General features: G+C 73.2%; 19 protein-coding genes. 7 read left to right on the top strand and 12 right to left on the bottom strand.

Annotation, left to right across the window (positions count from 1 at the left end; translation table 11 throughout):
* Positions 1-32: 32 nt before the first annotated feature.
* The gene (locus SNOUR_RS08605) at positions 33-815 is read left to right on the top strand and encodes a polysaccharide deacetylase family protein (RefSeq protein WP_067345224.1); all 783 of its coding nucleotides are present in this window, start codon (positions 33-35) and stop codon (positions 813-815) included.
* A gap of 106 nt (positions 816-921) precedes the next feature.
* Here the strand turns inward: SNOUR_RS08605 and ssgD are convergent, their stop codons facing one another.
* The 3 genes from ssgD to SNOUR_RS08590 form a co-directional block, all read right to left on the bottom strand.
* Complete coding sequence (gene ssgD / locus SNOUR_RS08600; protein ID WP_067345221.1) at positions 922-1,332, bottom strand: spore wall synthesis regulator SsgD; 411 nt, start codon at positions 1,330-1,332, stop codon at positions 922-924.
* A 107-nt stretch (positions 1,333-1,439) separates the two neighbouring features.
* Positions 1,440-3,056, bottom strand: a complete 1,617-nt coding sequence (locus tag SNOUR_RS08595) for a PH domain-containing protein (protein WP_067345219.1) — start codon at positions 3,054-3,056, stop codon at positions 1,440-1,442.
* Positions 3,053-3,571 carry a PH domain-containing protein gene (locus SNOUR_RS08590; protein ID WP_067345216.1) on the bottom strand — a complete coding sequence of 173 codons (519 nt, stop codon included), beginning with the start codon at positions 3,569-3,571 and terminating at the stop codon, positions 3,053-3,055. The genes SNOUR_RS08595 and SNOUR_RS08590 overlap by 4 nt, the downstream gene beginning before the upstream one ends.
* 119 nt (positions 3,572-3,690) lie before the next feature.
* Here SNOUR_RS08590 and SNOUR_RS08585 point away from each other — a divergent pair, with 119 nt between their 5' ends.
* Positions 3,691-4,437 carry a TetR/AcrR family transcriptional regulator gene (locus tag SNOUR_RS08585; protein WP_079142367.1) on the top strand — a complete coding sequence of 249 codons (747 nt, stop codon included), beginning with the start codon at positions 3,691-3,693 and terminating at the stop codon, positions 4,435-4,437.
* Between the two features lie 220 nt (positions 4,438-4,657).
* Positions 4,658-4,984, top strand: a complete 327-nt coding sequence (locus SNOUR_RS08580) for a hypothetical protein (RefSeq protein WP_067345213.1) — start codon at positions 4,658-4,660, stop codon at positions 4,982-4,984.
* A gap of 76 nt (positions 4,985-5,060) precedes the next feature.
* Here the strand turns inward: SNOUR_RS08580 and SNOUR_RS08575 are convergent, their stop codons facing one another.
* Positions 5,061-5,567, bottom strand: coding sequence for a MarR family winged helix-turn-helix transcriptional regulator (locus SNOUR_RS08575; RefSeq protein ID WP_067345211.1), 507 nt, complete (start codon positions 5,565-5,567; stop codon positions 5,061-5,063).
* A gap of 87 nt (positions 5,568-5,654) precedes the next feature.
* A complete protein-coding gene (locus SNOUR_RS08570) occupies positions 5,655-7,622 on the bottom strand; it encodes an FUSC family protein (protein ID WP_067357908.1) in 1,968 nt (655 codons plus the stop codon).
* 123 nt (positions 7,623-7,745) lie between these two features.
* On the opposite strand from SNOUR_RS08570, the gene SNOUR_RS08565 reads away from it, so the two are divergent.
* Positions 7,746-8,504: a TetR/AcrR family transcriptional regulator gene (locus SNOUR_RS08565; RefSeq protein WP_067345208.1), complete on the top strand. Its 759-nt coding sequence runs from the start codon at positions 7,746-7,748 to the stop codon at positions 8,502-8,504.
* A gap of 58 nt (positions 8,505-8,562) precedes the next feature.
* On the opposite strand, the gene SNOUR_RS08560 is transcribed toward SNOUR_RS08565, so the two are convergent.
* Both SNOUR_RS08560 and SNOUR_RS08555 read right to left on the bottom strand, forming a co-directional pair.
* The gene (locus tag SNOUR_RS08560) at positions 8,563-8,871 is read right to left on the bottom strand and encodes a hypothetical protein (protein WP_067345205.1); all 309 of its coding nucleotides are present in this window, start codon (positions 8,869-8,871) and stop codon (positions 8,563-8,565) included.
* A 177-nt stretch (positions 8,872-9,048) separates the two neighbouring features.
* The gene (locus SNOUR_RS08555) at positions 9,049-9,669 is read right to left on the bottom strand and encodes a TetR/AcrR family transcriptional regulator (protein WP_067345202.1); all 621 of its coding nucleotides are present in this window, start codon (positions 9,667-9,669) and stop codon (positions 9,049-9,051) included.
* 422 nt (positions 9,670-10,091) lie between these two features.
* On the opposite strand from SNOUR_RS08555, the gene SNOUR_RS08550 reads away from it, so the two are divergent.
* Positions 10,092-10,910 carry an SDR family oxidoreductase gene (locus SNOUR_RS08550; RefSeq protein WP_067345200.1) on the top strand — a complete coding sequence of 273 codons (819 nt, stop codon included), beginning with the start codon at positions 10,092-10,094 and terminating at the stop codon, positions 10,908-10,910.
* 45 nt (positions 10,911-10,955) lie between these two features.
* On the opposite strand, the gene SNOUR_RS08545 is transcribed toward SNOUR_RS08550, so the two are convergent.
* The 3 genes from SNOUR_RS08545 to SNOUR_RS08535 all read right to left on the bottom strand — a co-directional run bounded on the left by SNOUR_RS08545 (position 10,956) and on the right by SNOUR_RS08535 (position 13,935).
* On the bottom strand, positions 10,956-11,759 hold the full coding sequence (locus SNOUR_RS08545) for a DeoR/GlpR family DNA-binding transcription regulator (RefSeq protein ID WP_067345198.1): 804 nt from the start codon (positions 11,757-11,759) through the stop codon (positions 10,956-10,958).
* Between the two features lie 264 nt (positions 11,760-12,023).
* The gene (locus SNOUR_RS08540) at positions 12,024-12,905 is read right to left on the bottom strand and encodes a class II fructose-bisphosphate aldolase (protein ID WP_067345195.1); all 882 of its coding nucleotides are present in this window, start codon (positions 12,903-12,905) and stop codon (positions 12,024-12,026) included.
* Positions 12,906-13,029: 124 nt separating this feature from the next.
* Positions 13,030-13,935, bottom strand: coding sequence for an SIS domain-containing protein (locus SNOUR_RS08535; RefSeq protein WP_067345192.1), 906 nt, complete (start codon positions 13,933-13,935; stop codon positions 13,030-13,032).
* A 361-nt stretch (positions 13,936-14,296) separates the two neighbouring features.
* Here SNOUR_RS08535 and SNOUR_RS08530 point away from each other — a divergent pair, with 361 nt between their 5' ends.
* The gene (locus tag SNOUR_RS08530) at positions 14,297-15,757 is read left to right on the top strand and encodes a sugar porter family MFS transporter (protein ID WP_067345190.1); all 1,461 of its coding nucleotides are present in this window, start codon (positions 14,297-14,299) and stop codon (positions 15,755-15,757) included.
* Positions 15,758-15,820: 63 nt separating this feature from the next.
* On the opposite strand, the gene SNOUR_RS08525 is transcribed toward SNOUR_RS08530, so the two are convergent.
* Positions 15,821-16,120, bottom strand: a complete 300-nt coding sequence (locus SNOUR_RS08525) for a YciI family protein (RefSeq protein ID WP_067345188.1) — start codon at positions 16,118-16,120, stop codon at positions 15,821-15,823.
* A 90-nt stretch (positions 16,121-16,210) separates the two neighbouring features.
* Here SNOUR_RS08525 and SNOUR_RS08520 point away from each other — a divergent pair, with 90 nt between their 5' ends.
* A complete protein-coding gene (locus SNOUR_RS08520) occupies positions 16,211-16,933 on the top strand; it encodes an endonuclease V (RefSeq protein WP_067357906.1) in 723 nt (240 codons plus the stop codon).
* A gap of 12 nt (positions 16,934-16,945) precedes the next feature.
* Here the strand turns inward: SNOUR_RS08520 and SNOUR_RS08515 are convergent, their stop codons facing one another.
* Positions 16,946-18,133: a saccharopine dehydrogenase family protein gene (locus SNOUR_RS08515; RefSeq protein WP_067345185.1), complete on the bottom strand. Its 1,188-nt coding sequence runs from the start codon at positions 18,131-18,133 to the stop codon at positions 16,946-16,948.
* Positions 18,134-18,142 lie beyond the last annotated feature (9 nt).

The raw sequence follows: 18,142 nt of genomic DNA, 5'->3' as shown, positions 1-18,142 counted from the left end.
ATACAGCAGAGCACACGAGGGGCGGGATTGACATGGCAGGGCGCTTCGGCACGGGACGACGCTTCGGGATCGAGGGCGGGATCATCGGCGTGGCCACCGCGGCGGTGGCGTCATTGGCGGTCGCGGGGGCGTTCGCACTCCTCCAACCCAGCGCCGAGGCGGACACCGTCAGCCCGGGCCGCAAGCCCGCCCAGCCGCCGCGCAGCGCCCCGGTCGACGCGTCCATCGTGCACGCCTCCGACCGCCCGGGCCGCAGCCTGAACATCACCATCGACGACGGCCCGGACCCCGTCTGGACCCCGAAGGTCCTGGAGGTCCTGAAGGAGAACGGCGTCAAGGCGACCTTCTGCATGATCGGTCCGCAGGCCGCGGCGCACCCCGCCCTCGTCAAGAAGGTGGTGGCCGACGGCCACAAGCTGTGCGACCACACCGTGAACCACAACACCGCCATGGACCACCGCTCCGAGGACTACCAGTCCCGGCAGATCCTCGACGCCCAGAAGATGATCGAGGACGCGGCGGGCGGCGCCAAGGTCGAGTACTACCGTGCCCCCGGCGGCGCCTTCACCCCCTACAGCCGCAAGCTCGCCGCCGAGCGCGGTATGCGCCCGCTGGGCTGGAACGTCGACAGCAAGGACTTCGAGGGCGGCTCCGTCGCGCAGATCGAATCGACCGTCCGCGGCGAACTCCGCAACGGCCCCACCGTCCTCTTCCACGACGGCGGCGGCAACCGCGCCCGCACGGTGGAGTCGCTGCGGCACCTGCTGCCGTGGATGAAGCAGCAGGGCTACGGTTTCGGCTTCCCGCAGCGGTAGGGCGGTCCGTGCTCCGACGCACGCCCGAAACAGCCGAACGGGCCGGTCACCACCGGCCCGTTCGTCGTCTTCCGTCCGCGCGTCGCCCGCGCGGTGCCGCCCCGCCTCACGCGGCGCCGAACAGCTCCGCCAGCCCGTGCTCCACGCCCAGGTGCTCGTGCTCGCGCCCGGCCGGCACCGCCTCGTACGAGCGGGCCAGGAACTGCCGGACCTCCGCGGTCCGCAACTGGACCATGGCGATGCCCTCGTCGGCGTGGAACTCCATCACCGTGCGCTCCGGCCCCGAGGGCCGCACCCGTACGTCGCCCCGCCCGACCGCGTCGTGCAGCCCCTCGGCGAGCAGGTCCCGGGCGAACGCCCAGTCCACCGCCGCCCCGTCGAGCGAGATCTCCGGCGGGAAGGTCATCCGCACCGCCAGCGGATCGGTCCGCTGGTAGTGGAGCACCGCGGGCACCGCGTGACCGACCGACGTCGCGAGGAGACGGACCTGGACGGCTTGGTCGATGGCGGCGTGCATCGCGGCGGCTCCCTCACGACGTGGTCGGCCCGCGGGGCGCGGGCGCGGTCATCCTGTAGGACGGTCGGCCCGGGCCCGCCGTGCATGCGCCGGGGGTGTGATATGCGTCATGTCGCCGCCGTCGGGCCGCCGTTCCGCGCCGGGTGGGTGAGGAATTCGTCCAGGATGCCCGGAGTGGCCGTCGCCGCGAACGCGGGCGCGACGCCCTCGGCGAGGTCCGGGATGCGATAGCCCTCCTCGCCCGCCGCCACCGCCGCGGTGAGCGTCACCAGCCCGGCCCGCCGGGTGAACGGCGACGTGCTGAACGTCCAGGCGGCGACGGCCTCGCGCCGCAGGGCCACGGTGTCCCGGCTGAACGTGCCCGAGCGGGCGACCAGATGCTCGCCGACGATCCCGTGCCCCAGATTCCGGTACGCGTCCCGGGCCAGCCACAGCACCACCGGCGTGGTGACCATCGCATAGATCCACGCGGCGTGCAGCAGCACCGGGGTGAACGCCGCCCCGAGCCCGGCCAGCAGCGCGGTGCCCGGCAGTACCGCGAACAGCAGCCCGCGCACCCGCCGCCGGCGCAACGCGACCCGCGGATGCCGGGCCAGGTGCCGGCCCTGGAGATCCTGACGGTCCGTCACCGGCGCGTCAGGAAAGGGGGATTGCAGCGTCCCGCCGGCCACGCGGACCGCCTCCCGCCGGGGCGCCGGCGGGAGCAGCCCGCTGCGCTTGCGGTTCTCCTCCTCGTTGCCCAGGCCGCTGGCCACCGCGCGCACCAGCGCCCCGCCGCCGGCCCGCAGCAGTAGCGGCTCGCGCAGCACCACCCCGCGCAGCCGGGCGCGCTCGATGGTCACCGAGCGGGTGGTCAGCAGCCCCCGGTGCACCCGCAGGGTGCCGGCGTCGGCCCACTCCAGGCGGTAGTTCCACCAGTTCTCGACGTAGAGGACGACCGCGCCGACCGAGCCGAGCGCGATCACCGCGAGCAGCGCCGCGGGGACGGTCAGCCACAGCATCCCGTTGCCGAACTCCTCGAACGCCCGCCGGACGAAGCCGATCTTCCAGGGCTCGATGCCGATCTCGTGCAGCGCCCGGTAGACCGAACCGCCCGCGACGAACACCCCGCCGACGACCCAGAAGGTGAGCGGCGCATACCGCAGCCAGCGCCAGCTGATCCGCGCCAGCACCGGGTCCGCGGCGACCGCCCCGGTGGCCGCGCGGGCCAGCAGTTCCGCGCGCAGCCGCTCGCCCTCGGCCACCGGGAGGGCCTCCAGCGACAGTTCGCCGCCGCCCTCCCCGGAGCCCGCCGTGCCGGCCCGCAGGACCGTGACGCCCAGCAGCCGGTGCAGTGGCGACGCCGTCAGGTCGACGGTGCGGATCCGGTGCAGCGGCACGCTCCGCGACCGCCGGGTGACCAGCCCGCTCCGCACCTCCAGGTTCTCGCCGGTGACCCGGAAGTCCGTGCGCGCCCAGCGGATCCACCCGGCCGCGGTGACCACGGCGAACACGGCGGCGATCGCGGCGAGGGTGAGCCATGCGCCGCCGGTGATCCGGCCGCCGGTGGCCAGCGCGGTCAGCGCCAACGAGCCGAGCGGCGCGCCCAGCCAGCCGCAGTGCACCAGCAGGGTGCGGGGGCTCAGCCGCCGCCACTCGGGCGGGGCGGGCGGCACGGGCCGCTCCTCGGCGTGCGGCGCGGGGGTCGGCGCGCCGACTCCGGTGCCGTTCCAGGGGGTGCTCATGCGGCATCCCCCGGCACGTCCTGGGCGACCTCGCCGATCCGCCGGGACAGCTCCTCGGCGTCCGCGTCCGACAGGCCGGCGATCTTGATGTCGCCGGCGGTCGAGGCGGTGGTCACGGTCACCGTCGCCAGTCCGTACCGCCGCTGCAGCGGCCCGCGCATGGTGTCCACCGTCTGCACCCGGGACAGCGGCGCGATCCGCCGCTTCTGCCAGAACCAGCCGCCCGCCGCGTAGACCGCGCGCTCGCCCAGCTCCCAGGCGTGCACCGCGTACCGCATCCGGGGCATGGCCGCGAGGTAGCCGAGCGCGGGCAGGACCAGGACGGCCAGCAGCAGCGGCCCCAGCCACGGCAGCGCCCCCGGGAAGAACAGGAGCGACAGCACCGCCAGGACCAGCGCGGTCAGCAGCATCGGGCCGCTGAGCGTGAGCAGTGCCTGGAGCCGCCACCAGGCGCGGGCGCGGGGATCGACGCGGTGGCGCGGCGGGCGGAGGAGCGGTGCGGCGTGCTCGGGCATGAGGAGTCACCGTTTTCCAAGTCAAACGTATTGTGTGGCGGTACGTTATAACGGTACGGGCGACTTGTAAAAGTCGGCCGGTGGCAAGGAGCAGGCAGTACGGAAGAAAGGGGCCGCCCGTGCCCAAGAAGGTGGATCACGAAGCCAGACGCCAGGAGATCTCCGCGGCGCTCTGGCGACTCGCGAACACCCGGGGCGTGGACGGGGTCAGCCTGCGCGACGTCGCCGCCGAGGCCGGCATCTCGCTCGGCCGGATCCAGCACTACTTCCGCAACAAGGACGAGTTGCTGCTCTTCGCCCTCAGGTACATCAACCGCAAGGCCACCGAACGCATCGGGGAGCGCATTCGGGCCCTGGAGGAGGACCCCACGCCGCGTACGGTGCTCCGGGCCTGCTGCGCCGGGATGCTCCCCCTGGACGCGGAGAGCCGCGCCGCCCTACTGGTCGCCGCCGCCTACTACTCCCGTGCGGTCCACGATCCGGCCCTGGGGGCGGAGGCCCGGGACGGTATCCCCAAGCTCCGCGACTTCTTCGTCGACCAGCTGAGGCTGGCCGCCGAGCACGGCGACATCCCGCCCGAGCGCGCCACCGAGGACGAGGCCATGCTGCTGATCGCCCTCGCCGACGGCCTGGCCTCCTACGTCCTGCTGGGCGTCCACGGCCCGGAGCGGGCGCTGGCCGTGCTGGACCGGCAGTTGGACAACCTGTTCGGGGCGCGGGGCGGCACCGGGGGCGGCGCGGGGAGCGGAAGTACCGTCGACGCTGATAGCGGTACCGGCGTCGATGGTGGTGTTGGCGTGGATGGTGGTGTCGGTGCCGGCCGTGATGCCGGCGTCGGTCGTGGTGTCGGCGGCGACGTCGAGTGAGGGCGGTGGAGCGGCAGGGCTCCGCTGTCGATCGCGCCTGACGCGCCGCCAGTTGGTCGGTATGGGGCCCCTCGGCCGCCTTTCCGCGCTTTCCCGCCATCGTGCTCGGCCCGCACGCAGGGTCTGCCATCCTGTCGTCCGACCGTCGCGCAGGACCTGCCCCGCCACCCCCCCGGCGGGCGTTTCCGCGCGTCACCAGCATGGCCAAGGGGAGGCGGCAATGCCGTACATCGGGGAGACCTGGCGAGTGGAACGGGGCGCCGACGTGGTCGGCGAGATCACCGTCACGGAGGCGGACTTCCCCTGGTTGAACGGCCGCTTCACCCCCGGCCCGGCCTTCGCCGAACTGCGGCCGCACTTCGTCCGCGAACTGGCGCTCATCGACACCGTCGACGACGACCTGGCCGCCTGGGAGGACGCCTACGCCCGCGCCAGCGACGGCGTCCGGCTGATCGCGCCGGACGGCCCGGTGGCGGAGTTCCTGTTGCACATCGACGACGACGCGGCGTGGTTCCGCTGGAGCGACGAGCCGTTCCTGGTGGAATGACGCGCTGTTCCCCGGCGGAACGGGCGGACGAGCGGACGAGGGGCTGGCTCCCGCGGGAGGCGCGGGGTGAGCCGATTCAGTCCAACAGGCTCGCCAGCCGTCCCTCCAGTACCACCAGCAACTCGCCCAGTGCCACGGACAGTTCCTCCTGCCGCTGTTCTCCGATGCCCTCCAACAGCGCCGCCTCGTAGCGCAGTTGCTCGGGCAGCACCCGGTCGATGGTCTCCCGCCCCTCCTCCGTGAGCGAGAGGTGGGCGACCCGGCGGTCCCGGTCGTCCGGCCGGCGGCTGATCAGCCCGCGCTCCTCCAGCTGTCGGACGCGCTTGGTGACCGCCGCCCCCGAGGCGAAGGTCTCCCGCGCCACCCGGCCGGGGGTCAGCTCGCGGTCCATCCGGCGCAGGGTGCCCAGGATGTCGAACTCGGGCCGGGTCAGCCCCGCTCGTCGCAGCGGCGCGTCGGCGGCCTGCTGGAGCAGCGCGGAACAGCGGTTGAGTCGCCCGATCACCGCCATCGGGCCGGTATCCAGCCCGGGGTGCACCTGCTGCCACTGGCGCAGCACCCCCGCGACGATGTCCTCGGTCACCCGCACTCTCCTCTCGGCCCCGTCCGTCCGGCATCCCGGTCGCCCACGACCTCATTGTGCCTGCCCAGGGCCGTTCCGAGGGGCACGTCAGGCGGCCAGTGCGGGCGCCGCCAGCCGCCGTACCAGGACCGCCAGCGTGCGGTGCCCCTGTTGCTCGGCGCGGGCGATCCGCTCCTCGGGGAGCGCCCGCTGCCACCACTCACCGGCCGCCACCTCGACGGCTTCCCGCAGCTCGACCAGGGCCCCGGCGAGCGCCTCACGCGCCCAACCGGCCTCGCACGTCCAACCGGCCCCGTCGACCCCGTCCGGCCGGCCTCGTCCGTGTGTCCCGTGCACGCCCTCGCGCGCTGTGCCCGCCCCGTCCGCGTCGGCGCGCTGCTCGCCCCTCGCATGCGCTCCGGTGTGCTCCCCGGCCGACCTGGCCGACCCGGACGGTGCCGCCGGCCCGTCCGCCAGCAGCCGGGACGCCGCCGCCTCGGCCTCCGCGACCCGTTCCAGGGCCCGATCGATCCGATCGGACGCCCGTCGGTTGGTGACCAGCACGCAGCAGACCAGCCCGACCGCCGCACCCACCACGGTGTCCAGCCAGCGGTCGGCGATCAGCGTGCCGGCCGGCAGCGGCCGGCCGAACTCGGTCAGCAGCAGCGCCATCGGGGTCACACACACCGAACCGAGCCAGTAGTTCCGGCTGATCATGGCCTCCGCGCCGAGCTGGAACGCCAGCGCCAGCACGATCATCGCGAGGTGCCCGGTGCGGAACACCGGCAGCAGCGCGGTGAACAGCGCCAGCCCCAGGAGGTTCCCGAGGGTGCGCTGGAAGGCGCGCTGCCAGGAGAGCGTGGTGTTGGCCTGGTAGATCGACGCAGCGGTCACGACGGCCCAGTAGGGATGCCCGACCCCCACGGCCATCGAGACCCAGCCCGCCAGGACGCAGCCGACCGCGACCCGCGCCCCGATGGGCAACAGCGGCGAACCGGGCCGGAGCCGTCCCACCACCGCCCGTACACCCCGCGGCCGTCCCGGTGCCGGACGCCGCAGCCCGCTCGGATCCACGGCCGGCCGACCGGTACCGCGCCCGCCGGCCGTACGGGTCCGGGGCTCCCCGCCGCCGGCTCGCAGGGCCATGCCCGGCTCCAGCACCACCCCGAACTCCCATGCCACCCCGGCCAGTTCCTCGGCCTCCGCGGCGGTCAGTGCCACCTCGGGCAGTGGGCGTCCGCTCCGCAGCTCCCGCGCCCACTCGCCGAGCCGATCGGCCTCCGCCGTCGCGTCCCTCGGGACACCGCCGAGCGCAGACTCCGCCCGCACCAGCAGTCGCTCCAGCCCCGCCCGTGCCGCGGCCGCCTCCGGCGTACGGGCCGGGACCAGGAACAGCGCATGCCAGGCGGCGTTCACCGCCGCCGCGGTGGCGTGCCGGGCCTGCGCCACCCCGGCGGGTTCCGTCACCCCGGCCGGTGGCGCGGCGTCGGCTTCCGCCCGTGCCCGCAGCAGTCCGGCGGCGGCCTCCAGGGCCCGTGCGGTCGCGATCCGCTCCGGCCCCCGCGGCCGCACCAGGGCCGGCGCCATGCACACCGACCAGGCGAACGCCCCGGTGGCCAGCGCCAGCCCGGTGTGCGGCAGCACCTCCGCCGGCCGCTGCGGTACGAAGAACGCCGAGGCCGCGATGAACGTCAGGATCAGATTTCCCGGCGGCCCGATCCGCGCCGCATCGCACACCATCTTGTGCACCGCGGCGAGCAGCGAGGCCAGCACCACCAGCACCGCGGTCGAGGTCACCAGCGACGCCGCGGTCAGTGCGACGGCCAGGCTGGCCACCATTCCGAGCACCACCCACGGCAGCGTCCTGGCCCTCGCCGCATACGGCAGGCCGTGCGCGTACAGGGCGCACATCGCGCCGGCGGAGGTGTAGAGGACCAGGTCGAGTCGTCCCAGCCCGAGCAGCACCAGATCGGGGACGCCCAGGGCCACCACGGCGCTCAGCGCCGGTTTGTGCCAGATGTCGACGGGCCGCCGCAGCCGCACCGTGCTCCGGACCGGCAGCGGCCGGAACCGCACCGCGGCCGCCCTGCCCGGCGCCCCGGCGGTCGTCCGCTGAGCCTTCGACCGCCCCGTGGACCTGACGTGCTTGGCGTGCTTCCCCATGCAAAAACATTAGCAGGTGTTTTACTCGTAAAACTTATGGGTCGGATCACCCCGCCGGCACGCGACAATGTCCACGTGCCAACCGCCAAGAACGCCAAAGACACCAAGGACCCTGCGACCACCAAGGGCGCGAAGAGCGCGCCGGGCGCGCGCAGCGCGGGGCGCGCGACGAGCCCCAAGGGTGCGAGGAAGGCGGAGTCGACCCCCGCGCCCGCCTCACCGGACCGCCGGCGCGAACTCCTGGACACCGCGGCGGAGGTGTTCGCCGCGCAGGGCTACAACGCGACCACGGTCCGGCAGATCGCGGACGCGGCCGGGATGCTGGCGGGCAGCCTCTACTACCACTTCGATTCCAAGGAATCGATGGTCGACGAGATCCTCGCGGCGTTCCTGGACGAGCTGTGGGCGGGTTACGACGCGGTGCTGGAGGCGGACCTGGGGCCGCGGGAGACCATCGAGGCGCTGGTCACCGAGTCCTTCCGGGAGATCGACCGGCACCGTTCCGCGGTCGCGATCTACCAGAAGGAGGCCCGGTACCTCGCGACCCAGCCGCGCTTCGGCTATCTCACCGCATCCCGGCGGAAGTTCGAGCGGGCCTGGCTCGGCACGCTGGAGCGCGGCGTGGCCGAGGGCGTCTTCCGCGCCGACCTCGACCTCCGGCTGGCCTACCGCTTCCTGCGCGACACGGTCTGGGTCGCCGCGAGCTGGTACCGACCGGAGGGCCGGCACAGCCCCGAGGAGATCGCCCGCCAATACCTGGCCATGGTGCTGGACGGCATCGCACTCCCGTCCTGACGCCGGACGGGACGCCCGACGCCTGCCGCACGCCCCGCGGATCCGTGAGCGACGCCCGTCAGCAGGCCACGTTCTTGACGTACAGGGCCCGCGGCCCGGCGGTCGTGCCGTACCGCACGTCCTTCGTCGCGCCCTTGGGGAGCCGGCCCTGCGGATCCGCCTGGTGCGGGATGACGATGGTGTAGCAGGCCGGCCGCTGGGCGCACAGGTTCGTCAGCCGGACGTACCGCTGCCCGCCCTGGCTGAAGAACTTGCGCACCTTCACGCACCGCGGCACCTGGTCGGCCGCCGCCTGCGTCGCCGTGGCCAGCGTCAACGAGGCGCCCGCCACCGCACCCGCCACCGCTATCGACATGATCTTCCGCATCTGCTTTCCCCCGTTCACGGCGCGGTGGCGGTCCGCCGACCGGTCCTCGTCCGGCGACCGGTCGATCGCCCCGTCCCAGCGCGCCCGCGGTCTTCTTCGCGACCCTCGCCGCGCGGCTGTCGTTGCTTGCGGGCCTTCCTCGGCCCCGCCCCATTCTCCACACCCGCCCCCTGGATTTCAGCCCCGAGCCGCTGCCTGCAGCTCGTCCACCCGTAGATAGGCCAGGGCCCGTCGTGTGAGTTCCGCCACATCTCCGGGCTCGTTTTGCCATGCCCAGTGCTCCATGGCGACCGAGAGCGCATCGATCAACGCGCAGGCCAGCAGCCGGACTTCCATGCTGCTCTCGGTGGCCCCGGTACGCGCCGCGAGCACCGGGACCAGCTCGTCCTGCATGTCGCGCCCCGCGGCCAGCCATCGCGTCCGGATCGCCGGCACGCTGCCCATGACGCGGATCAGTCGCCGGGCCTTGTCCGGGTCGGCCAGCCGCTGCGCCGACGCCGGGGCGTCGAACGCGGCCCGTACCGCGCTGGTCAGCGGCTCGTCCACGGGCCGGCCGGCGAGCTGCTCGACGAGCACCCCCACGCTGGAGGTCAGCACCGGCGTGAGCGCGTCCTCCTTGGCCGCGCAGTAGCGGTAGAAGGTGCGCAGTGAAATGCCCGCCGCCGACGCGATGTCCTCGACGGTCGTCGCCTCGTACCCGCGCTCGGAGAAGAGGGCGGCCGCGGTCTCGGCGATCTCCATCCGGGTCTCCTGGCGCCGCCGCTCCGTCAACGAGGGTCTGCCCCGCGCTGTCGCCATCCGTCCCTCCGTCCCGCCCGTTCCCCGTGGTCGTGCGCCCCGGCCCGCTGCCCGGCTCCACATATTGTCACGAACAAGCTTCTTGGCGCGTCATGCCAAAAAAGCTATGTTGACCCCGCTCCCGCTCCCGCTCCCGCTGCCCCACCCCGCCCGTCCCGACCGCACCCTCCGCCGCGCGACGGCCCGCCCGTACGAGCCCGACGCCACACCCCGAGGGAGCGGGCTCGAAGCCGTGAGTCCACCACCGCGGGTCCGAACGCCAGGGCCCGAGGGCGACGGCCCGACGGCCAACGTCCGAGGGCGGGGAGCTCGCAGGCGATGGCCCGAGGGCAACGGCCCGAAGGAGGGAGCCCGAAGGCGAACGTCCGCACACGACGGACCGCTCTTGGCGGTCCGCGCACGAGGGACCGAAGGAGCCGCCCATGTCCCGCCGCACCTATCTCGTCACCGGCGCCGCCTCCGGCATAGGCCGGGCCACCGCGGCCCGGCTCCGCGACGACGGCCACACCGTGCTCGGCGCCGATCTCCAGGGCACCGAGATCGCGGCCGATCTCGCCACCCCCGCCGGCCGCACCGAACTGACCGAGCGCGCCGACGAGTTGACCGGCGGACGACTGGACGCCGTGATCGCCTGTGCCGGACTCGCCCACTTCCGCCCCCTCACCCTCCGGGTCAACTATTTCGGCGCGGTCGCCACCCTTGAAGGACTGCGCCCCCTGCTCGCCGCGGGCAGCGATCCCCGCGCCGTCGTCGTCTCCTCCGTCGTCGCCGTCCACCCGCCGGACCCGGCCATCGTCGACGCCGCACTGGCCGGTGACGAGGAAGCGGCCGTTGCCGCCGCCCAGGCCGCCGTCGACCGGGGTGAGGGCCACACCGTCTACGGCTCCTCCAAGCACGCCATCGCCCGCTGGCTGCGCCGCACCGCCATCACCGACGACTGGGCGGGCGCCGGCATCCCGCTCAATGCCGTCGCTCCCGGCACGGTCGTCACGCCGATGACCGCACCGCTGCTCGGCGACGCGGCGATGCGCGAGGTCGTGGACGCCAGCGTGCCGATGCCGCTGCACGGCCACGCCCACCCCGAGCAGATCGCCCCCCTCCTCGCCTGGCTCGCCTCCCCGGACAACACCCACGTCACCGGCCAGATCCTCTTCGCCGACGGCGGCGCCGACGCCACCCTCCGCGGCGACATGGCCTGGTGCCCCGGCCTGATGGCGCGACCCGGTGCCCGGGTCCGGTGACGCGCCGGCGGCCGGCGACGCCCGACGGCTGCCGGCACGCCGCGGTCAGTCGTTCCCGGACGGTCGGGCCGCCACCACCTTCAGCCCGCGCTCCGCGAACTCCCTGCGGGTCTCCTCCGTCACCGCGGCGTCGGTGATGAGGGTGTCGAAGACATCCGCGTCACCGACCCTGGCGAAGCACCGCTCGCCGATCTTCGACGAGTCCGCGACGACCACGGCCCGCCGGGCGCGCTCGGCCATGAGCCGGTTGATCCGGGCCTCCGCTTCGTCGTGCACGGTGGCCCCCATCACCGGATCCACGCCATTGGCCCCGATGAACGCGATGTCGATGGAGATCTGCTGGAGCACCAACTCGCTGAACGGCCCCACCAGTTCGTAGGAACGGGAGTGCGCCACACCGCCCGTGAGCACGATCTTGATCTGCGGCCGGACGGCCAGCTCATTGGCGATGTTCAGCGAGTTGGTGACGATGGTGAGGTCCGGTTGCGGACCCGCCTCGGCGAAGTCCGTGCGGGTGGCGAGCACCCGCGCGATCGCGGTGGTCGTCGTCCCGCCGCTCAGCCCGACCACGTCCCCGCGCTCCACCAGCCGCGCGGCCGCCTTCGCCACCGCCTCCTTCTCCGTCGAACGGTGCCCCTGCTTGTACCGGATGGGAAGGTCGTAGGCCACCGAGCTCAGCACCGCCCCGCCCCGGGTGCGGACCAGCAACTGCTGCTCGGCGAGGGCATCCATGTCGCGCCGCATCGTGGCGGCCGAGACCTCCAGCTCGGCCGCCGCCTCCTCGACATCCACCCGGCCCCGATCCCCGAGCAGCTCGAGCAGTGCGTTCATTCGTTCATGGCGCTTCATGGCGCGAGCCTAATTCGTTTTCCCGCAGGCAGTGCTCCCCGGCCCGGGCCCACTCGCCCACCTCCACCCGTGCTCGCTCACCTTCCTCCGCTCGGGTCCACCCGCGCACTTCCGCCCACCCGCTCACCTCCACTTCCTGGTCTCCGCGCGCTCCCCTCATGCGCCGTACGGGCCCGGAGCCGGGGCCGGCCCGCCGGCCAACCGGGGCATCCGGCCAAGGGGCGCGACCGGTGGGGCGCCCGGCCGGCCGATGGCCGGGCGGGCTCAGCCCCGCACCGTCGCCTCCGTGGTCCGTAGGTCGGGGACGGTCACCGGGGTGTTCAGGACCTCCAGCAGTCGGGCGGCTTCCTGGGCCACCGCTTCCCGGGCCGGCTTGAGGTACTTCCGGGAGTCGACCAGCGCCGGGTCTGCGTCCAGCGTCCGCCGTATCGATCCGGTGAAGACGGAGACCAGATGCGTGGAGATGTTGATCTTCGTCATGCCTGCGGCGATGGCCCGACGGAGCTCGTCGTCCGGCACCCCGGAGGAGCCGTGCAGGACCAGCGGCACCGGCAGCGTCGTGCGCAGCGCCGCGATCAGCTCCTTGTCCAACTCGGCGGTGCGCTCGCGCATCGCGTGGGAGGAGCCGACGGCGACGGCGAGGGCGTCCACTCTCGTGGCCCGGACGAAGGCCAGGGCTTCCACGGGATCCGTACGCGCTCCCGGCGCATGGACACCGTCCTTCCCGCCGACCTCGCCGAGTTCCGCCTCGACGTAGGCGCCGCGCTCATGGCACCAGGCGGTGAGCTCGGCCGTGGTGGCGACGTTCTGCTCGTAGGGGAGGGCGGAGGCGTCCACCATGACCGAGCCCACCCCGGCGCCGATGCCCTGGTGGACCAGCTCCGCGTCGGTGATGTGGTCGAGGTGGACCGCGATCCGGGCCGTGGACCCCTCGGCGAGGGCGAGCGTGGCCCTGGTGAGGGGCAGCAGGCTGCCGTGATAGTGGATGCAGTTCTCGCTGATCTGCAGGATCAGCGGGATGCCGGTGCGCTCGGCGGCGGCGACCAGCGCCTCGGCGGTTTCCAGATGGATGACGTTGAAGGCCGCGGCGCCGACCCGCGCTTCGCGCGCGGCATCGACGATCGACGCGGTGGGAACGAGGGGCATGTGTCCTGACTCCCTTGTGGAAGGGGTGAGTTGACGGCGAACGGTGATCGGCGAACAGCGATGGGCGATCGGTGAACGGCGGGATGGGGGAGGGGGTGCCGGCCCACGGGGCCGGGGTCCGTGGCTAGGACGTGGCGGGTTCCTGGAGCATCACCGAGCGGGTCAGACTGCGGGGGTTGTCCGGGTCCAGGCCCCGGGCGCGGGCCCGCTCCAAGGCGACGCGCTGCACCAGTACCAGGTCTGCCAGCGGATCCCGGGCATGGGAGACGAAGCGCGCTCCGGTCCGGGTCACCTCCGCCTCCAGTCCCTCCGGTGCCCGGCCGAAGAGCCAGGTCACCCGGCCGGGAGCGGCTATCGAGATCGGGCCGTGGCGGTACTCCATCGCGGGGTAGGACTCCGTCCAACTCTGCGACGCCTCCCGCATCTTGAGCGCCGCCTCATTGGCCAGGCCGTACGTCCAGCCGCTGCCGAGGAACGCGAACTGCTCGGCGTCCACCCACTCCTGCTCGATAGGCGTCGCCAGTGCCTCCTCGGCGTCGCCGACCGCCCGGGCGACGTCCTCTCCCAGGTGTGCGCGCAGCAGCGTCAGTGCCGTGGTCGCGAAGCGGGTCTGCACCACCGACCGCTCGTCGGCGAACGGCAGCGCGACCGTCTCGTCGGACAGCTCGACCGCCGGGGTCTCGGGATCGCCGAGCACCGTCACCGTGGGGATCCGCCCCTTGACCGCCTCCAGCACCCGCAGCACCTCGGTCGTCGTCCCCGAGCGGGTGATCGCCAGCACCGCGTCATAGCCGCGGCCGTCGCCGAGGAACGCCTCCGAGGCCGGGAAGGGGTCCGTCACGCCCAGCCCCGCGCCCTCGCGCAGGGCCGCGTAGGACTGCGCCATGAACCACGACGTGCCGCAGCCGACGACGGCCACGCGCTGACCGGCCTTGGGCAGCGGCCCGTCGGCGGCGCCGATCCGCGCGGCCTCCCGCCAGGTCTCCGGCTGGCTGCGCAGCTCCTGCTCCATGTACGACGTCCCGCTCATGGACACCCTCCCGTGGTGCGTGATCGATGGTTGCTGATCGATTGCAGTCCGGCTGCAACTTTCTGCTTCGCTACAGGCGACTTTACGCATCTTCGTGCACGCGTTCCATCCCTCGTGCGAGTGATCGCGGTAGACGGGGTGCGTGGTGCCGCCGCGCCAGGTGAGGGAGTGGTATGGCGTGTAGTGGACGTGGAGTGAAGCGAAAAACGGGTAAGTGACTGTTGACATCTGCGTGAAAGGTGCCTGATATTCGCAAGATCGGTCATGCGGGCACGGGTCCGGTCATGGCTGAGGGCGCGGCGCCCAGGTGCCCGCCATGCCGTTACGCAGCAATGACGCTCCGTCGCACAAAGGACTCCCCATGTCCACTGCCCCGCTCTCCGCACCGCGCCCGTCGCCCTCGATGCCACCCCGCGCCGGCCGGCTGTTCGCCCTCACCGGCGCCGTCGTCGGCGTCATCTACGGCTACGACACCGGCAGCATCTCCGGCGCCCTGGTCTTCCTCAGCAAGGACTTCGACCTCACCGAGACCGAGAAGGGGCTGGTCAACAGCATCCTGGTGTTCGGATCGATCCTGGGCGCGCTGGTCGGCGGCAAACTCGCCGACGCGCTGGGCCGCAGGGCCGCGATGCTGATCGTGGCCTGCTCGTACGCGGTCTTCGTCGCGCTGTCCGCGGTCGCCCCCAACGTCGAAGTGCTCGACGCGGTCCGCTTCCTGCTGGGTGTCGCCATCGGCATCTCGATCGTGGCGGCACCGCTCTATGTCGCCGAATCGACCCCGGCCCGTATCCGCGGTGCCTACGTCGCCGCCTACCAGGTGGCCACCGTCGTGGGCATCGTCCTCACGTACTTCGTCAACTGGGGCCTGTCCGGCGGCGGTCACTGGCGCTGGATGCTCGGCCTCTCGGCGATCCCCGCGGCCCTCGTGGTGATCCCGCTGCTCCGCCTGCCGGACACCCCCCGGTGGTACGTCCTCAAGGGGCGTACCGAACGGGCCGTCGAGGTCATGGCGGCGACCGACCCGGACGCCGACCCGCACGCCGAGGTCGCCGCGGTGCGCGCCGCGCTGGCCGAGGAGAGCGGCGGCTCGGTGCGCTCGCTGCTGCGCAAGCCGTACGCCCGCGCCGCGGTCTTCGTGGTCGGCCTCGGTTTCTTCTGCCAGATCACCGGCATCAACGCCGTGACGTACTACAGCCCGCAGATCTTCGAGGAGATGGGCTTCACCGGCAACGGCCAGAATTTCCTGCTGCCGTCCTTCGTCGAACTCGCCTCCCTGGTCGCCGCCGTGCTGGCCATCCTCATCATCGATCGCCTCGGCCGCCGGGTGGTGCTGCTCTCCGGCATCGGCACGATGGTGGTGATGCTCGCGGTGCTGACCGTGGTCTTCAGCGCGGGAAAACTGCACGGCGCCACCACCTGGGTGGGCTTCGCCGCGATCCTCCTGTTCACCGCCGCCTTCAACTTCGGCTTCGGCTCGCTGATCTGGGTCTACGCGAGCGAGGCGTTCCCGGCCCAGCTGCGCTCCACGGGGGCATCGGTGATGCTCACCGCCGACCTGGTCGCCAACCTCGTGATCGCCCAGTTCTTCCCGTCGCTGATGGCCAAGGCCGGTGCCGCCGCGACCTTCGCGGGCCTGGGCGTGCTCGCGCTCTGCGCCCTGGCGTTCGCCGCCGTCACCGCTCCCGAGACCAAGGGGCGTCAACTGGAGGAGATTCAGGATTACTGGCGCAACGGCGGTCGCTGGCCCACCGCACCCGAGCCCGGCCCGGTCGGCGCCGGACCGCTCGGCGGTTCGGCCGCGTCCTCGGCCTCGCCCTCCTGACGCACCAACACGAAGCCCGGCCCACCGGATGCGTCCAGCGGGCCGGGCCACGGTGCGAGGGGGTCAGGAGGGGAGCTGCTCCCGGTATTCCGCCAGGGCCGGCGCGGTCTTCGTCGCCACGAACTCGGTGATCCGGTACTCGCAGACCCCCTCGCGGACGAACGGGTCCTCGGCCGTGAGCTTCTCGGCGGTCGCCCGGTCGATCCCGGCGGCGACGATCACGCCCCCGTCGCGCGGGTCCTTCCGGCCGGACGCGATGAAGTGCCCGGCGGCGTACCCCTGCTCCAGCCACGCCACGTGGTCCGAGAGGGCGGCGTCGACCCGGTCGAGCGGCGCGGTGTAGGTCAGCTCCAAGATGAACATGGCTGCAATATAGAGGAGGGGGTGGCGGTCGGCCGGGGCCGGTACGCGGCCGTCGCACCCGGTCGGCGGTTCGGTAGCGTTGCGTGCACCATGGACACTTCCGGAATCATCTCCCGCGCCGACGAACTGCGGCACTGGCCCGCGGACGAGGCCGGGGCCCGCGCGGTCCAGGACCGGCTGCGCGCCCACGTACGACTCGACGAGGCCGGCCCGGAAGCGGGCTTCGAGGGCATCGTGGTCGGCGTGGACGTCGCCTACGACGACGAGCGCGACGTGGTCGTCGCGGCCGCCGTCGCCCTGGACGCCCGCACCCTCGCGGTCGTCGACGAGGCCACCGCCGTCGGCCCGGTCCCCTTCCCCTACATCCCCGGGCTGCTCGCCTTCCGGGAGATTCCCACGGTCCTGGACGCGCTGGACCGGCTGGCCCGTATTCCCGACCTGGTGGTCTGCGACGGCTACGGGCTCGCCCATCCGCGGCGCTTCGGCCTCGCCAGTCACCTCGGCGTGCTGACCGGACTGCCCACCATCGGGGTCGCCAAGACCCCCTTCACCTTCTCCTACCAGGCGCCGGGGCCGGAGCGCGGCGCCACCTCGCCGCTGTGGGACGACCAGGTGGCGGACGGCGAGCCCGAAGAGGTGGGACGTGCCCTGCGCACCCAGCGGGGCGTCAAACCCGTCTTCGTGTCGGTTGGCCACCGGGTCGACCTCGACCGGGCCTGTGCGCACACGCTCCAACTGGCGGCCAGGTACCGCCTTCCGGAGACGACCCGGGCCGCCGACTCGCTGTGCCGCAAGGCCCTGGCGAACGTCTGACCGCCGCCTCGGCTACCGGCGGACCACCCGGAACGTGATCCCGGCATCCCGTAGGCGCCGGATCAGCGCGTCCCCCATGGCCACGGCCGTCGTCACCTGGCCCGCGGTCTCGGGGAGGTCGTCGAAGGCCAGGCTGAGCGCGGCCTCGGCGAGCATCTTGGCGGTCTCGTCGTAGCCGGGGTCGCCGCCCGCGACCTCGGTGACCAGGTGGGCATCGCCGCCCGAGGCCACGAACCGCACCTTGAACCAACTCCGCGCCCGCCGCTCCTGGCTCGGCCCGTCGCCCGGTTGGAGCCTGTCCGACAACCAATGTCGGACGGGCGGTACCTGGGCGAGCACGGACAGCGCCCCGACGGCCACCACGCCGGCCACCACCGTCGGCAGCCGGCGCACCCCCGCGTAGTGCCGGTACCGGAAGTCGGGACCGTAGTGGTCGAGGGCGGCGGCGGAGCGGGCGACGATCCGCGGGTCCAGGGTGGGCAGGGGGACGCCCCAGGTACGGGTGTCGCGGCTGTGGACGGGCGGGCCGAACGGCGCGCGCACGGAACGGCCGGCGGGCCGCGGTTCGGCTCGAAGGCGGTCCCGGGCGGCCCGGGCCATGGCGGCCGGGCGGGAGGCCGCGGTCAGTGCCGAGGCCAGGGTCCCGCCGGAGAACGTGCCGTTGGTCCGCACGAAGCCGTCGATGCGCACGGGGACGCCCTTGGGCAGCAGCCCCACCGTGTAGTGCACACCGAGGTCGTACGGGACGGAGTCGAAGCCGCAGGCGTGGACGAGGCGGGCCCCGGAGGCGCGGGCGGTGGCGTCGTGCCGCAGGTACATCCGGTCGACGAACTCCGCCTCGCCGGTGAGGTCCAGGTAGTCGGTGCCGGCCGCCGCGCAGGCCGCGACCAGTGGCTCACCGTGCACCAGATAGGGCCCGACGGTGGTGGCCAGGACCCGGGTGCCGGCGGCGAGGGCGCGCAATGAATCCGGGTCGGCGCTGTCGGCCCGGAGCAGCGGGAGATCCGCGCAGGCCGGGTTGACGGCCGTCAGCCGGTCGCGCAGCCGCTCCAGTTTGGCGATGCTGCGTCCGGCGAGTGCCCAGCGGCAGCCCTCGGGGGCGTGCCGGGCCAGGTACTCCGCGGTGAGCGTGCCGACGAATCCGGTCGCTCCGTACAGGACGAGGTCGTGGTCCCGTCCTGGGGTGTCCTGCCGTGGCATCTGCGTCCT

It is taken from the genome of Streptomyces noursei ATCC 11455, assembly GCF_001704275.1.
GTDB lineage: Bacteria > Actinomycetota > Actinomycetes > Streptomycetales > Streptomycetaceae > Streptomyces > Streptomyces noursei.
This window is presented reverse-complemented; position numbering and strand designations above follow the sequence as displayed.

Coding starts and splice junctions, on each gene's coding strand:
- SNOUR_RS08525 (WP_067345188.1), bottom strand. CDS start 16,120: ATGTTCATCTTGGAGCTGACCTACACCGCGCCGCTCGACCGGGTCGAC.
- SNOUR_RS08565 (WP_067345208.1), top strand. CDS start 7,746: ATGGGTCGGATCACCCCGCCGGCACGCGACAATGTCCACGTGCCAACC.
- SNOUR_RS08555 (WP_067345202.1), bottom strand. CDS start 9,669: ATGGCGACAGCGCGGGGCAGACCCTCGTTGACGGAGCGGCGGCGCCAG.
- SNOUR_RS08605 (WP_067345224.1), top strand. CDS start 33: ATGGCAGGGCGCTTCGGCACGGGACGACGCTTCGGGATCGAGGGCGGG.
- SNOUR_RS08595 (WP_067345219.1), bottom strand. CDS start 3,056: ATGAGCACCCCCTGGAACGGCACCGGAGTCGGCGCGCCGACCCCCGCG.
- SNOUR_RS08545 (WP_067345198.1), bottom strand. CDS start 11,759: ATGAAGCGCCATGAACGAATGAACGCACTGCTCGAGCTGCTCGGGGAT.
- SNOUR_RS08530 (WP_067345190.1), top strand. CDS start 14,297: ATGTCCACTGCCCCGCTCTCCGCACCGCGCCCGTCGCCCTCGATGCCA.
- SNOUR_RS08560 (WP_067345205.1), bottom strand. CDS start 8,871: ATGCGGAAGATCATGTCGATAGCGGTGGCGGGTGCGGTGGCGGGCGCC.
- SNOUR_RS08515 (WP_067345185.1), bottom strand. CDS start 18,133: ATGCCACGGCAGGACACCCCAGGACGGGACCACGACCTCGTCCTGTAC.
- SNOUR_RS08520 (WP_067357906.1), top strand. CDS start 16,211: ATGGACACTTCCGGAATCATCTCCCGCGCCGACGAACTGCGGCACTGG.
- SNOUR_RS08535 (WP_067345192.1), bottom strand. CDS start 13,935: ATGAGCGGGACGTCGTACATGGAGCAGGAGCTGCGCAGCCAGCCGGAG.
- SNOUR_RS08590 (WP_067345216.1), bottom strand. CDS start 3,571: ATGCCCGAGCACGCCGCACCGCTCCTCCGCCCGCCGCGCCACCGCGTC.
- SNOUR_RS08550 (WP_067345200.1), top strand. CDS start 10,092: ATGTCCCGCCGCACCTATCTCGTCACCGGCGCCGCCTCCGGCATAGGC.
- SNOUR_RS08540 (WP_067345195.1), bottom strand. CDS start 12,905: ATGCCCCTCGTTCCCACCGCGTCGATCGTCGATGCCGCGCGCGAAGCG.
- SNOUR_RS08580 (WP_067345213.1), top strand. CDS start 4,658: ATGCCGTACATCGGGGAGACCTGGCGAGTGGAACGGGGCGCCGACGTG.
- ssgD (WP_067345221.1), bottom strand. CDS start 1,332: ATGCACGCCGCCATCGACCAAGCCGTCCAGGTCCGTCTCCTCGCGACG.